Here is a 14,214-nt window from a genome sequence, read left to right as displayed (position 1 = left end):
TCTGATATCTTTTCTATTTATTTAGCGCAAATCTACAACAATATCGCGATAGATTTCGTTAATTCGCGGAAAAAAAGACGAAGATATGAGTATAACAATATTAGGAATCGAGTCTTCTTGCGATGACACTTCCTCTTCCGTGATTCGGGACGGCGTGATGCTGTCCAACGTAATAGCCAGTCAAGCCGTTCATGAGGCCTATGGCGGGGTTGTCCCCGAGTTGGCTTCCCGTGCCCATCAGCAGAATATCATTCCGGTAGTGGCCGAGGCCATCAAGCGTGCCGGCATCGATAAGTCCGAGTTGAGTGCCGTGGCGTTTACTCGTGGGCCGGGTTTGATGGGTTCTTTATTGGTCGGGACCTCGTTCGCCAAGGGTTTGGCCGCTTCCTTGGATATCCCGATGATCGAGGTCAATCACTTACAGGCTCACGTGTTGGCTCATTTTATCAAGGAGACTCCGGACGATGACCATGCTCCCTCGTTTCCTTTCCTTTGCTTGTTGGTTTCGGGCGGTAACTCGCAAATCATAAAGGTGAACGCTTATAATGATATGGAGGTGATCGGCCAGACGATCGACGACGCAGCGGGAGAGGCTTTCGACAAATGCGCCAAGGTGATGGGACTGGGTTATCCCGGTGGCCCAGTCGTGAATCGTTTGGCGAACGAGGGCAATCCGAATGCCTTTACGTTCAGCAAGCCGCATATCCCCGGATATGACTATAGCTTCAGTGGCCTGAAGACTTCCTTCTTATATACCTTGCGTGATCATTTGAAAGATGATCCGGATTTTATTGAGAAGAACAAGCGAGACCTATGCGCTTCCTTGCAAGCTACGGTAATCGATATCTTGATGGGTAAATTGCGTAAGGCGGCGAAGGATTTGCATATAAAGGAAGTAGCCGTCGCCGGAGGTGTATCGGCCAATTCCGGTTTGCGTGAGGCATTCTTGGATCACGCCAAACGTTATGGCTGGAAAGTGCATATCCCGAAGTTCTCGTTCACCACGGATAACGCCGCTATGGTAGCTATCACGGGATATTATAAATATATGGATAAGGAGTTCTGTCCGATGGATGCCGCTCCTTTTTCTAGAGTTGTCTTATAGGAAAATAGTTTTACTATAGAGAAACAAAAGTTTCTTCTATGGAAAACAAAAGTTTCTTCCTAATGAAACTATTGTTTTCCCATAATGAAACTCCTAGTATCATTATAACAATGGAAGTAGGTGATTTACCAATAGAGTTAGAAGTAGCGGACGCACTCAAATCAGGACACCTGATGATGGGTACGGCAGAGAGTTGTACAGGCGGAAAGATCGCCAGCATGATAACCTCCATGGCGGGCAGCTCGGAATACTTCACCGGGGGCGTGGTAGCCTATTGCAACGAGGTGAAGCATCATGTGCTCGGTGTCTCCGAGGCGGACTTGAACACTTTCGGGGCCGTAAGCCAGCCGGTCGTGGAGCAGATGGCCCGTGGAACTATGCGGGTATTGGGATGTGATTGTGCCGTCGCTACCTCCGGGATCGCCGGGCCGGGAGGCGGGACTCCCTCGAAACCGGTGGGAACGGTATGGATTGCCGCCGCTTATAAGGAGAGGATTCTCTCCGAGTGCTATCATTTCGGGGAGAATCCTCGTATGGAGAACATTCGCTTGTCGGCAGAGGCGGCGTTGCGTATGTTGCTCGGATTGATTCGTGAGTAAAGGGACTATCGCTTAATGGGCGATCTCGTCCACGATTTGTTTATAGCCTTCCTCGTTCGGGTGTAATCCGTCTGAGAATAAGGATTCGTTTATCTTGCCGTTTTCCTGAAGCAACTTCGTACCCGGGTTCTTGAACGTGTACCATCCGGTCTCGGCCATTTGACGGATGCGGAGATTGAGGTTCCTTACCCGTTCTTCTTGGTTGCGGCGGGGCAAGATGCCGATTACCTTGATCTTGGCCTCCGGTTGCCGTTGCCTGATGGCGGAAAGCAAGAAACGAATGCCTTCCACGATCTCGTTGTCATTGTTGATTCCGATGTTATTCGTGCCGATCATCAATACTACTTCCTCAGCCTTGTATCCATCCAATTCACCATGATAGACTCTCCAAAGTACGTTCTCGATACGGTCGAAACCATATCCGAGATTGTGGAACCCAGCCGGACGCATGATTTTCTCCCATGTTTCCATACCTCGCACGGACGGTCCTTTGGGCTCTCCTCCCCAGAAATGCGTGATGGAATTACCTAGGATCACCCGTCGAGGTGGGTTGCTTTGATTCAGCGAGAGAATATCCCGGTGACGTTTTTGCCATTCGTAATTATTGGGTTCCCGGCGTTGGGTGACAGGCTGCGTAGTGGAGAGATTACCTTCGGGGATGCGTAATATTTCCCGTACTTTCCGCTCTACGGCGTTCGCCTGTGTTTCCATGCCCCAGTCGGAAGGATGGACGTAATCTACCCAAGCGTCCGGGTGCGGTCCCAGCTCTTCTCGTGTAAGGTAGTAGATATCTTTTATCCCTTGTGCCTGCAATTCCTCGAATGCTTTTTTAGCTCCTTCGTTCATGCGTATATAATCTTGTAACTTCGTATCGTTGGCGAGTGCGTTGCTATATCCGGCATGCTCCACTAATAAGATCGGAGAGGAGTGGGTGGCACGTATTTGCTTGACTGCGTCCGATACGAGTTGCGTGATCTCATCTTTGCTCTTTGGCGTGAGGTTGGGCAGGCAGTCAAGGATATAAAGGCGTGCGTCTATCTCACAAATAAAATCCAATACCTCTTTCTCTAAACGTCCGTTACCGGAGAAGCCTAGGTTGATAAGCGGATATCCCAGAGAACGCTGCAAGATCGTGCCCCAAGTCATGCCCGGGCGAGAGGCGCATGCGCCTTGGGCGATCGAGGTTCCGTATAAAAGAATCGGTTTCTCGGGCGATACGGGGATAAACGTAAGCTCATCGTTTTCGGGCACGCCGATTTCCAACCACTTTATCGTATTATAAGGAGGCAGGTAGAGGCGGAACTCATAGCCCCTGTCATGATACATATCTTTGCCTATGTTCGTATAATGATATTGAAGCGTATCTCCGGAAGGATAACCGCCGAAATAAAATCTCCATTGGCCATCGCTATCGATACTATATAGATCTACACCGGATACGCCTGTCGTGGGCATATGTGGCATATTCAGCGGTCCGCTTACTTGATAGCGTACTTTTAGTTCAGGGGCGTTGCTGAAAAAATGAATCGCCAACCCGGCGGAGTTGCGCGATAAATCCCAGACGGGTTTACGTACCTTGCCTTCGGCTCTTTGGGGAAGCCGGACGTAGCTGTCTCCGATCTCTTCGGTCCATCCTTGGTTTTGTATGACAGGGAATCCACATTCGAGCGGGTTGAGCCATTTCCATTGTGCGTGGGCGGAGAGAACCGTGAAACATACGAGCGTTAAGAGGATTTTGTGAAGTCTCATCATTTCGGTATTATTTGTTTTTTGTTATGAATATGACAAAGATAATATATATTTGTATTCATAAACAAACTTAAATCAATAAACCATGAGTAAAAACATTCTATTTGCTTTTCTCTTTTTAATGGGCGCTATCCCATCGATCGCCCAGAAGAATTATCAAGTCCAGTCTCCGAACCGGGATATAAAGGTGGAGGTTACGGTAGCCGATAAAGTCACTTTCGCTATCGTACAGGATCATTCGGAGGTGATGAATTCTGCCGTATCTATGACTTTACAAGGAGGTGAGGTACTTGGCGCTAACCCGAAAGTCTTGAAAGTGACGAAGACCTCGGTAGACAAGGAAATACCCTCTCCGTTTTATAAGAAGGACGTAGTAAAGGATATCTATAATGAGATGCAAATCTCGTTCCGGGGAAACTACGGGCTGGTTTTTAGGGTGTATAACGATGGAGTCGCTTACCGTTTCACGACGAAAAGAAAGGAACCGATCGTTATCGCCGACGAGGAGGCCGTCTATAACTTCCCTTCGGATTATAAGACATTCACCGCTTACGTGAATAGTACGAAGCCGACGCTCGAGGAGCAATTCTTCAACTCCTTCGAGCAGCCCTACGTAAACGAGACGATCTCTAGCCTAAATGATAAACGCTTGAAGATCCTGCCTCTTTTGGTGGATCTGGAAGACGGTCGAAAGGTCTGTATCACGGAAGCCGATCTGGAGGATTTTCCCGGGATGTTCTTGAATAACGAGACGGGAAGACCTTCCTTGAAAGCGGTTCATGCGCCTTATCCGAAAGTGAAGGAGCAAGGTGGCCATAATCAGTTACAGATGTTGGTGAAAGAGCGTGAGAACTATATCGCCAAAACATCCGGAACCCGTTCTTTCCCTTGGCGTGCGTTTATAATCTCCCAGAATGATAAGGAGTTGGCCGATTGCGATATGGTCTACCGTCTGGCTTCTCCCTCCCGGGTAAACGATATCTCTTGGATCAAGCCGGGTAAGGTGGCTTGGGATTGGTGGAACGACTGGAATCTATACGGTGTGGATTTCCGTGCCGGAATCAATAATCCCACCTATAAATATTATATCGACTTCGCCGCCGAGCATGGCATCGAGTACGTAATCTTGGATGAGGGCTGGGCCGTGAACCTGCAAGCGGACATGATGCAAGTAATACCGGAGATCGATCTTCAAGAATTGGTGGATTACGGTAAGTCCAAGAATGTCGGAATTATCCTTTGGGCGGGTTATTGGGCTTTCGCCCGTGATATGGAGAATGTCGTGAAGCATTATTCGGATATGGGCGTGAAAGGCTTCAAGGTGGATTTCTTGGATCGTGACGATCAGGAAATGGTGAACTTTGTTTATGAGGCCTCCGAGGTATGCGCGAAATATAAGATGCTTGTGGATTTCCATGGTGTATTCAAGCCGACAGGTCTTCAACGGACCTATCCGAACGTATTGAACTATGAGGGTGTGAATGGCTTGGAGCAACTGAAATGGTCTCCCGAGTCTTACGATATGGTGACGTACGATGTCACGATCCCATTCATCCGTATGATCGCCGGCCCGATGGATTATACGCAAGGCGCTATGCGTAACGCCGTTAAAGGTAATTATCGCCCGGTAAACTCGGAGCCGATGAGCCAAGGAACCCGTTGCCGCCAGTTGGCTACTTACGTGATCTTCGAGTCTCCTTTCAATATGTTGTGCGATGCCCCGTCTAATTACAGGAGGGAAAAGGAATGTACGGAGTTTATCTCTAACATTCCCACTATCTGGGATGAGACGGTCTCATTAGATGGAAAGGTCTCCGAGTATGTAGCGATCGCCCGCCGTCATGGTAATGATTGGTATATCGGGGCATTGACCAACTGGACGCCGAGGGAGCTGGATTTAGACCTGTCTTTCTTGGGCGAAGGTGATTATACTTTGGAATTATTCAAGGATGGCATAAATGCCGATCGTGCTGCCCGTGATTATAAGAAAGAGGTAATCCCAGTCCCGACAGATCGCAAATTAAAGATCCGTATGGCTCCCGGTGGAGGCTATGCGGCTCGTATCCAGAAGCGATAATTCTTTTTTCGTCTAAAGCGACCCTGCCACTCGTCGAATAAACGCTTGCGTTCATAGGCGCAGGCGTTAGATTCGCTTACTTTTATAAAAAACGTATTATGAAACTCACGAGGCAAGATTATATATTGGCGGGAGGACAGGCTTTATTGTGGATCACCTTATGGCTGATTCCTCCTGCGATCGATTTTTTCATACGCTTTAATCCGAGTTCGGCTTTCGAGGTGTGGAAGATTAATACGGGGTTCATTACTCCGTTGGCTATTGTTTTCACCGCTAATTTCTATGTATTGGTTCCCTATTTGCTTTATCGGGATCGGAAGATGCTCTTTGGGTTGATGAATTTGCTATTGATCACGGGGGCTAACCTATGGATATTTTCTCCTAAGGCGGATTTCCCGGACGAATGGCGTTCGGGAATGTATATGGTCTCTTTCGGAGCGTTCTTCTTACATTTGCTAGTGGTTGGATGTGCCGTGGGATTCCGTTATATCGTACGCTGGGGCGATATGCAGATGCGTTTGAAAGAGGAACGGCAGAAAAACGCCGAGGCGGAACTGGCTTGGCTGAAGAACCAGTTGAATCCGCATTTTCTCTTTAATACCTTGAATAATATATCCAGCTTGGTCCAGATAGACCAAGATACGGCGCAAGAAAGTATCGGGCAATTGAGCGATTTGCTGCGGTATACGCTCTATGAGTCGAACCATGAGCTGGTACCGGTGGAAGGCGAGATCGAGTTCATGAATAATTACATCGAGCTGATGAGGTTGCGCTGCAATGAACTGGCTACCGTGGAAGTGGATTTGCAAGTTCCGCCTAAACCGATGAGGATCGTGCCGCTTTTGTTCATCTCTTTAATAGAGAACGCATTCAAGCATGGCGTGAATAGCCGTAAGTCGTCGTTCGTACGTATTCGTTTCAAGGCGGAAGGAGATGACCTTGTTTTTACCTGCGAGAATAGCGACCATCCGAAACCGGATGTGAACCGTAGCGGATCGGGGATCGGGTTGGAAAACCTGAGGCGTAGGCTGGATCTGGCTTATCCCGGTCGTTACCGATATGATCAAGCGCTCCGGGAAAATAGTTACTTTGTTCAAATAACACTTCGAGACTGCTTATGAAAACACTGACTTGCATGATCGTAGACGATGAGCCCTTGGCGGTGAAGATGCTGGAGGACTTCGTAAGCCGTACGCCTTATCTGAGGCTGGCGGCTTCCTTCAATGATCCGGTGCTGGCACTCTCCACGTTGCGTGAGTCTTCGGTGGACGTGCTTTTGTTGGATATCCAGATGCCGGATCTGGACGGGCTGAACCTCTCCCGCATGGTGCCCCCCGGTACGAGGGTGATCTTCACGACCGCCTTTAAGGAGTATGCCTTTGATAGCTATGAGGTGAATGCCCTCGATTTCCTGCTGAAGCCCATCCGATACCATAAGTTTCTCGGAGCTGCGGAGAAGGCCCGCCAATGGTTTGAGATGAGTAGCGTGAAGGAGGAGAGAGGCAGCCTTTTCGTGCGGGTGGATAGCCAGTTGCGGCAGGTGGAAATCTCCCGGATATTATACGTGACGGGCTTGAAGGATTACGTGATGATCTATCTGGAAGGGGAGGCCCGTCCGCTTATCACCCACGTGACGATGAAGGCCATGGAAGAGATGCTGCCTTCCGGTCGCTTTATGCGGGTCCATCGTTCTTATATCGTGGCGTTGGATAAGATCCGCTCCGTCGACCGGAATAATTGCGTTTATATCGGGAAGGAGATCATCCACGTGACGGATGCCTACAAAGAGGCGTTCAACGCTTATCTGAAAGCTGCTCAACCTTCTTGAACTTGGATGCCCATTCAAAGCTCCTTACGATGGGCATTCTAACGACCTTACAATGCCCATTGTAGGAACCTTATAATGGGCATTCTAAACTTTATGTGTATATTCGTGCCTTAATTAAGAGAAAACGATATGAAGAATAGCATTCCTTTAGGGTTTATCCGGATCTTTATCCTGCTTATATGTCTGACCTCGTGCGGTAGCAAAAAACAACAAAAAGTAGCTTTGCCCGCCGATTTCAAGGGACCGAAGGAGTTGGCTCGCTTATATGGGGTACGTATCACACCGGAAGATAATATATTCTTGTACAACGAGGGGGCCCGTTGGTTGGGTGTACGTCATAAATTGGGAGGGAGCACGAAACGGGGCGTGGATTGCTCCGGTTTCGTATCGATCGTTTATCGGGAGGTATACGGAAAGCAGCTGGCTCGTTCCTCGGCGGATATGCTGAAGTATAATTGCAAGAAAGTGAGTCGTGCCAAATTGCAGGAAGGAGATCTGGTATTTTTCAAGACGGGTCGTGGCGGGAAACGTGGCGTTCCGAATCACGTGGGGATTTACTTGAAAAATGGGCGCTTCATCCATACCAGTACTTCTAGCGGCGTGATGGTAAGTAGCCTTAGCGAACCTTATTATACAAGAACTTGGTTAACGGGTGGTAGGGTAAAATAAAATTACTAAATTCGCGTCTTAGAAAAACTATTAAACATAAATAGAATATGTTGACAATCAAATTAATCGCTGAAAACACGGATGCCGTAATCCGTGGACTGGAAAAGAAACATTTTAAGGGTGCGAAAGAAAGCATCGATAAAGTGTTGGAATTGAATGATAAAAGACGTATCGCACAAAATCAATTAGATAAGAACCTAGCGGAGGTAAACGCAACCTCGAAGTCGATCGGACAATTAATGAAAGAGGGCAAGAAGGAAGAGGCGGAGGCCGCTAAGAAACATGTTTCCGAGATCAAGGAGGTGAGCAAGGCTTTGCAGGCTGAGATGGATCAGGCTGCCGAGGAGCTGCAGAACTTACTTTATACGATCCCGAACGTACCTTACGATGAGGTGCCCGAGGGTATCTCCGCCGAGGACAATGTGGTAGAGAAAATGGGAGGTATGGAAACGGAACTTCCGAAGAACGCTCTTCCGCACTGGGAATTGGCGAAGAAATATGATTTGATTGATTTCGATCTGGGTGTTAAGATCACGGGAGCAGGTTTCCCGGTCTATAAAGGACAGGGCGCTCGTTTGCAACGTGCGTTGATCAACTTCTTCTTGGATGAGGCTCGTGACGCCGGTTACTTGGAGATCATGCCGCCTACGGTGGTGAACTCGGCTTCCGGTTATGGTACGGGGCAGCTTCCGGATAAGGAGGGACAGATGTATCATTGCGAGGTAGACGACCTCTATTTGATCCCGACAGCGGAGGTGCCCGTGACAAATATTTACCGGGATGTCATTCTGGATGAGAAGCAGTTACCGATCAAGAATTGCGCTTATACACAATGCTTCCGTCGTGAGGCAGGTTCTTATGGCAAGGATGTACGCGGTTTGAATCGTTTGCACGAATTTTCTAAGGTGGAGTTGGTTCGGATCGATAAACCGGAGCACTCTAAGCAATCTCACCAAGAGATGTTGAATCATGTGGAGGGATTACTTCAGAAGTTGGAGTTGCCGTATCGCATCCTTCGTCTTTGTGGGGGTGATATGAGTTTCACGGCTGCCCTTTGCTTTGACTTCGAGGTGTATTCCGAGGCACAACAACGCTGGTTGGAAGTTAGCTCCGTGTCCAACTTCGATACGTATCAAGCCAACCGCTTGAAATGCCGCTATCGTGACGAGAATAAGAAAACGCAACTTTGCCATACCTTGAATGGTAGTGCCTTGGCTTTACCTCGCATCGTAGCCGCCTTATTGGAAAACAACCAAACCCCCGAGGGCATCCGCATCCCGAAAGCGTTGATCCCTTACACTGGGTTTGATATGATTAAATAAGCATCAGATCATTTATATAAAATATCCCAGCATTGTCCTTATTGTGGATATGCTGGGATATTTTTTTTGAATGAATTAGATGAATAAGTTTACGTTTGCGTCTTCCGCACGTTCCAGATAGGTGGCTACGCCTCCTAGGACAACGTTATCCATCAGTTCTTCTTTTTTGACGCCCATTACGTCCATGCTCATCGTGCAGGCGATCATCTCGATACCATTCTCTACGGCTTGTGCCATAAGGCTTTCCAAGCTGTCGATCCGTTTCTTCCTCATGATAAGGCGCATCATCCAACTGCCGGCTCCACCCATATTCATTTTAGATAGTTTCAGCTTTTCGCTATTTGCCGGAAGCATCCAGCCAAACATCTTGCCGAAGATATCTTTAGATACGGCAGGTTTTTCCCGTTTCTTAATCACGTTAAGCCCCCAGAAAGTAAAGAACATAGTCACCTTCTTTCCGGTGGAGGCAGCCCCGTTCGCTATGACGAATGAGGCCAACGCCTTATCGAGGTCATCGCTGAAAACGATCAATGTCTTGTTGTCGGCACTATTACCACCTGTCGCTATTTTGCATTCAGCTTTTTTTTTTCGTACCGTGGCGGCGATCGTGCCTCCCTTATTTTCCAGAGAGACTAACTCTGCCCCGGTTATCTTGCACCATGAAGAGACATCTTTTCCGAAAGCCTGATCTGTTGCGGTGATTTCCAATGACTCATCTTCCCGCAAGTTCTCATAGTTCTTTTTCAACTGCATGATCGGTCCCGGACACATTAATCCGCAAGCGTCTACCTTAATCGCCGTAGCTGCCGGAGTCGATTTGCAAGAGCTACTTTTACCAGATGCCTTATCAGAAACAGCTTCGGACGAACAAGGTGCGCAGGCCGGCTCATTCTTGATCTTTGCTGTCGCTACACTCCAAGTCTTGTAACCACCGGATAGGTTTCGGACATTCGTGAAGCCATTTTGAGTCAGGATGCGATAAGCCAAATAGCCCCTTAATCCAACGGCGCAAGTCACTACGATTAGTTTATCCTTAGGCAGTTCCGCCAAATGTTCTCTTAACTCATCAACCGGTATATTGATGAAGCCGGGGATTGTCCCTAAGCTGTACTCGTCACGGGTACGGACATCGATACGTACGGTATCTGGCGATAAGTTCTGGATCTCTCTCCACTGGATCGCTTTCGCTTTTCCCGTAAGTAGGTTCTCCGCTACGAACCCGGCCATATTTACGGGATCTTTAGCGGCTGAATAAGGAGGAGCATACGCATGTTCCAACTCCGTCAGGTCATAGACCGTACCTTTCCGCTGGATAACTTGCGCTAACATCTCGATCCGTTTGTCTACGCCTCCGAAACCTACGACTTGCGCCCCTAACAGTCGTCCGTCTTCCGGCGCGAACAATATCTTGATCGATAAAGGCACGGCTCCCGGGTAATATCCCGCATGCGAGGCTCCATGCGTATAGGAGGATTGATAAGCGATTCCTTCCCGTTTCAACAGCTTAGCGTTAGCTCCCGCCGTGGCGACCGTCAAGTCGAATACCTTGGCGATAGAGGTTCCCATCGTCCCGTCATAAGTTTCCTTATTGCCGGATACGATATTATCGGCTACGATACGTCCTTGCTTATTCGCTGGACCCGCCAATGGGATCAAGGCTGGTTTGCCTGTCACGAGGTGGCGTACTTCCACGGCATCTCCCAACGCATAAATATCCGGGTTCGAGGTCTGCATATATTCATTGACAGCGATACCGCCGAGTGCTCCGATCGTAAGTCCCGCTTCCTTGGCCAATCGGGTTTCCGGACGGACACCGATACTCAATAAAACCATATCCGCCGGGATCTGCTTCCCACTTTTCAAATGAACGGTCACGCCTCTGGAAGTCTCCTCGAAACGAGATACGCCATCTTCCAGCATCAAGCCTACCTGCTTGCCGATCAATTGCTGATGTACGATAGCGGCCATGGAATAGTCGAGGGGTGCCATCACTTGGTTAGCCATTTCCACGACGGTGACATGGACACCCAGCTCATGCAAATTCTCCGCCATCTCCAAGCCGATGAAACCACCCCCTACAACAACGGCGGTACGGGGCTTTTCCGTGTTCACGTAATTCTTGATCGTGTCCGTATCCGGCACGTTACGTAACGTGAATATCTTTTTACTCTCGATTCCTTCGATGCGTGGACGCAAAGGCTCCGCACCGGGAGAGAGCACTAGTTTATCGTAAGTCTCCGTGTAGGTTTCTCCTGTGCCGAGTTTCTTTACCTCCACTTGCTTGGATTCGGGAAGGATTTGGGTCACTTCCTGCTCCGTACGGATATCGATGCGGAATCGATCCGTGAAGCCTTTCACGGTTTGTACGAATAATTTATTCCGGTCGTTGATCGTGTCTCCTATATAATAAGGTAATCCACAGTTTGCGTAAGAAACATATTTTCCACGTTCGAAAAGGATGATTTCCGCTTTCTCGTCCATTCTACGCAGCCGGGCTGCTACGGTAGCTCCACCGGCTACACCTCCAATAATCAAGTACTTCATATCCGTTTATATTTAATTTATATTATACATATTTGTTAGTAGACAATAATTAGTTAAAAAAAGGGATTCATCCCTTTTGTATGTATTCTTTGAGTTGATTGAACAGGCTATCCATATTTAGCTCGGCCTGCATCATCTGTTGTATTTTCTCTTTCCCTTTTGGGGTGAGCGAGAAAAACATTTGCCGCTTATCCTCTTTATTGATGTTCCTGCGGATAAACCCCTTGTTCTCGACAGAGGTGATCACCTTTGAGACCCGGGAGTTTGAAAGACCGATATAATCGCAAATCATTCCTGCCGACTTTGCCTCATTATCCTTTAAGCAACAAAGCAACATGGCCTCGTTGATGGTGATAGCATGTACTTCCGAGAAATTTTTCTCGAACTGGTACAGTATCTTATAGATATCCTTTATGGCGCAAATTGGTTCCATATTTCTTTATAACTTGTTTGATGATGCAAAGATATAACTATTTTCTAATAAAAATACTTTCTAGTGGAAAATAATTAAGACTATTGTATATTACCCTATAGTAGAGACAGGGCGTGCCCCGTCTCATCACCGTCTGAATAGTATCTTTAAGTTACCATTTAGCTGGGATGAGATGGGGCACGCCCCGTCTCTACTACTAGGTATTTCTTTTAATCTCTGTTGGAGAAATATTTCATGAATTGTGAACGCTCATACATCGCCGGGTTCGGGATATTGGCGTAATTCAATTTGCCTTGGAATTGGGAAAGGGATTGGTAATGTGCCTGATGCATCCACTCTTCCACGCAAGTCAATACTTGGGAGATGATTTCCGCTCCATGTGTATAGACAGCGCTACACATCTGTACGGCGGAAGCGCCGGCCAATAGACATTTAACGACATCTTCCCAATCATGCACACCGGTAGAGGAAGCGATACTGATTCCCGGGATCTTTCCGGATACGATAGCCGTCCAGCGAATCGTGTCACTCAAATCGGAATGATTGCTAAATACATTACCCGAAACGATCTGCATATTATTAATGTCGATATCCGGCTGGTAGAAACGATTGAATAGCACGACACCATCAGCACCGTTTACTTTCAACAAATTAACCAGCGAAGGAATATTGCTGTAATTCTTTCCGATCTTCATGATAACCGGAATCGATACGGTCTCTTTTACCTTGCGGATGATACTGACATACGTATCCCGGATACTCTCGAAATCTTCGGTCAGTTCGGTTTCCATGAAGAACACGTTCAATTCCAAAGCGTCCGCTCCCGCTAACTCAATTTGGCGGGCAAAGTCGATCCAAGCGTCCGCCTTATAGCAATTGATGCTGGCGATAATGGGGATCGTACATAATTCCTTGCTCTTCTTGATCAGTTCCAGATAATCATTTACTTGATTCGCTTTTACATAACCACGGATATAATCCGCCGCTTCGGGGTAATCGGAGTCTTGCATCAAAGCCTCGCTCTGCATCTCGATCTGCTCTTCGAAAAGAGATTTCAATACGATAGCTCCAGCACCTGCTTTCTCAAAATCCCTGTTACGTTCCGCCTTATTGGTGAGTCCGGAGCTCCCTACGATAATCGGATTGCGAAGTGTCAACCCTGCGTATTGGGTTTTAATGTCAATCATGTTGCCTATATTTAGATTTAATAATTACTTTAATATTTCCGTTCGCCAAAGATACTGGTACCCACCCGTATCAAGGTGCTTCCTTCTTGGATAGCGATCGGGTAATCATGGCTCATCCCCATGGATATCTCCTTGAAATCGACATTATCTTTACAGAGCGTCTCTTTCAGTTCGATAAATAAATCATGGATCTTGCGGAATTCTTCCCGTATCAACCCCGTATCATCGGTATTGGTAGCCATGCCCATCAATCCGCAAATACGAATGTGCTGGAATTCGGCCAAGGACTCGTCACGCAACAACTCTTTGCATTCCTCAGGACTGAGTCCGTGCTTGGATTCCTCTTGCGCCACATGGATCTCCAATAATACCCGGATCGTGCGGTCGTGTTTTTTCGCTTGTTTATTCACCTCAGCCAAAAGCTTCAAGGAGTCTATGCTATGGATCAAATGAATAAAAGGAGCGATATCTTTTACCTTATTGCTTTGTAACGGGCCGATAAAATGCCATTCGATATCCTCAGGTAGTACTTTTTGCTTGGCGCTCAGTTCCTGTGCCCTGCTTTCGCCAAACACCCGCTGTCCGGCGTTGTAAGCCTCCCATAGAGCCTCCACCGGGTGAAACTTAGAGACGGCAACCAACGTCACCCCTTGCGGGAGCGACGTTTTCAGTTGTACTATGTTTTGAGCGATACTCATGTT

General features: G+C 47.7%; 12 protein-coding genes. 7 read left to right on the top strand and 5 right to left on the bottom strand.

Features of this window, described 5'->3' with window-relative positions; translation table 11 throughout:
* Positions 1–85 precede the first annotated feature (85 nt).
* Both tsaD and ACYIA1_RS07910 read left to right on the top strand, forming a co-directional pair.
* A complete protein-coding gene (gene tsaD / locus ACYIA1_RS07915; RefSeq protein ID WP_048928394.1) occupies positions 86–1,105 on the top strand; it encodes a tRNA (adenosine(37)-N6)-threonylcarbamoyltransferase complex transferase subunit TsaD in 1,020 nt (339 codons plus the stop codon).
* A gap of 62 nt (positions 1,106–1,167) precedes the next feature.
* Positions 1,168–1,704, top strand: coding sequence for a CinA family protein (locus ACYIA1_RS07910; RefSeq protein ID WP_082211393.1), 537 nt, complete (start codon positions 1,168–1,170; stop codon positions 1,702–1,704).
* 12 nt (positions 1,705–1,716) lie between these two features.
* On the opposite strand, the gene ACYIA1_RS07905 is transcribed toward ACYIA1_RS07910, so the two are convergent.
* Positions 1,717–3,456, bottom strand: a complete 1,740-nt coding sequence (locus tag ACYIA1_RS07905; RefSeq protein ID WP_480334938.1) for an SGNH/GDSL hydrolase family protein — start codon at positions 3,454–3,456, stop codon at positions 1,717–1,719.
* Between the two features lie 82 nt (positions 3,457–3,538).
* Here ACYIA1_RS07905 and ACYIA1_RS07900 point away from each other — a divergent pair, with 82 nt between their 5' ends.
* From ACYIA1_RS07900 to serS, 5 genes are all read left to right on the top strand, one after another.
* A complete protein-coding gene (locus ACYIA1_RS07900) occupies positions 3,539–5,530 on the top strand; it encodes a glycoside hydrolase family 97 protein (protein ID WP_480334936.1) in 1,992 nt (663 codons plus the stop codon).
* 98 nt (positions 5,531–5,628) lie between these two features.
* Positions 5,629–6,651: a sensor histidine kinase gene (locus ACYIA1_RS07895; RefSeq protein ID WP_005865410.1), complete on the top strand. Its 1,023-nt coding sequence runs from the start codon at positions 5,629–5,631 to the stop codon at positions 6,649–6,651.
* On the top strand, positions 6,648–7,358 hold the full coding sequence (locus ACYIA1_RS07890; RefSeq protein WP_122246769.1) for a LytR/AlgR family response regulator transcription factor: 711 nt from the start codon (positions 6,648–6,650) through the stop codon (positions 7,356–7,358). Before ACYIA1_RS07895 ends, ACYIA1_RS07890 begins: the two co-directional genes overlap by 4 nt.
* 129 nt (positions 7,359–7,487) lie before the next feature.
* Positions 7,488–8,027: an NlpC/P60 family protein gene (locus ACYIA1_RS07885; protein ID WP_005865414.1), complete on the top strand. Its 540-nt coding sequence runs from the start codon at positions 7,488–7,490 to the stop codon at positions 8,025–8,027.
* 47 nt (positions 8,028–8,074) lie between these two features.
* The gene (gene serS / locus ACYIA1_RS07880; RefSeq protein ID WP_005865416.1) at positions 8,075–9,349 is read left to right on the top strand and encodes a serine--tRNA ligase; all 1,275 of its coding nucleotides are present in this window, start codon (positions 8,075–8,077) and stop codon (positions 9,347–9,349) included.
* 75 nt (positions 9,350–9,424) lie between these two features.
* Here serS and ACYIA1_RS07875 read toward each other — a convergent pair whose 3' ends face one another.
* The 4 genes from ACYIA1_RS07875 to ACYIA1_RS07860 all read right to left on the bottom strand — a co-directional run bounded on the left by ACYIA1_RS07875 (position 9,425) and on the right by ACYIA1_RS07860 (position 14,211).
* The gene (locus tag ACYIA1_RS07875; RefSeq protein WP_005865418.1) at positions 9,425–11,893 is read right to left on the bottom strand and encodes an FAD-dependent oxidoreductase; all 2,469 of its coding nucleotides are present in this window, start codon (positions 11,891–11,893) and stop codon (positions 9,425–9,427) included.
* 67 nt (positions 11,894–11,960) lie between these two features.
* The gene (locus ACYIA1_RS07870; RefSeq protein ID WP_005855716.1) at positions 11,961–12,326 is read right to left on the bottom strand and encodes a MarR family winged helix-turn-helix transcriptional regulator; all 366 of its coding nucleotides are present in this window, start codon (positions 12,324–12,326) and stop codon (positions 11,961–11,963) included.
* 209 nt (positions 12,327–12,535) lie between these two features.
* Positions 12,536–13,513, bottom strand: a complete 978-nt coding sequence (locus ACYIA1_RS07865) for a dihydroorotate dehydrogenase-like protein (RefSeq protein ID WP_005855718.1) — start codon at positions 13,511–13,513, stop codon at positions 12,536–12,538.
* A 29-nt stretch (positions 13,514–13,542) separates the two neighbouring features.
* The gene (locus ACYIA1_RS07860; RefSeq protein ID WP_005865421.1) at positions 13,543–14,211 is read right to left on the bottom strand and encodes a YggS family pyridoxal phosphate-dependent enzyme; all 669 of its coding nucleotides are present in this window, start codon (positions 14,209–14,211) and stop codon (positions 13,543–13,545) included.
* Positions 14,212–14,214 lie beyond the last annotated feature (3 nt).

The sequence above is a fragment of the Parabacteroides sp. KHUB-02 genome (genome assembly GCF_056640955.1).
The sequence above is the reverse complement of the archived record's forward strand: the minus strand, read 5'-3'. Positions and strand labels throughout refer to the sequence as shown.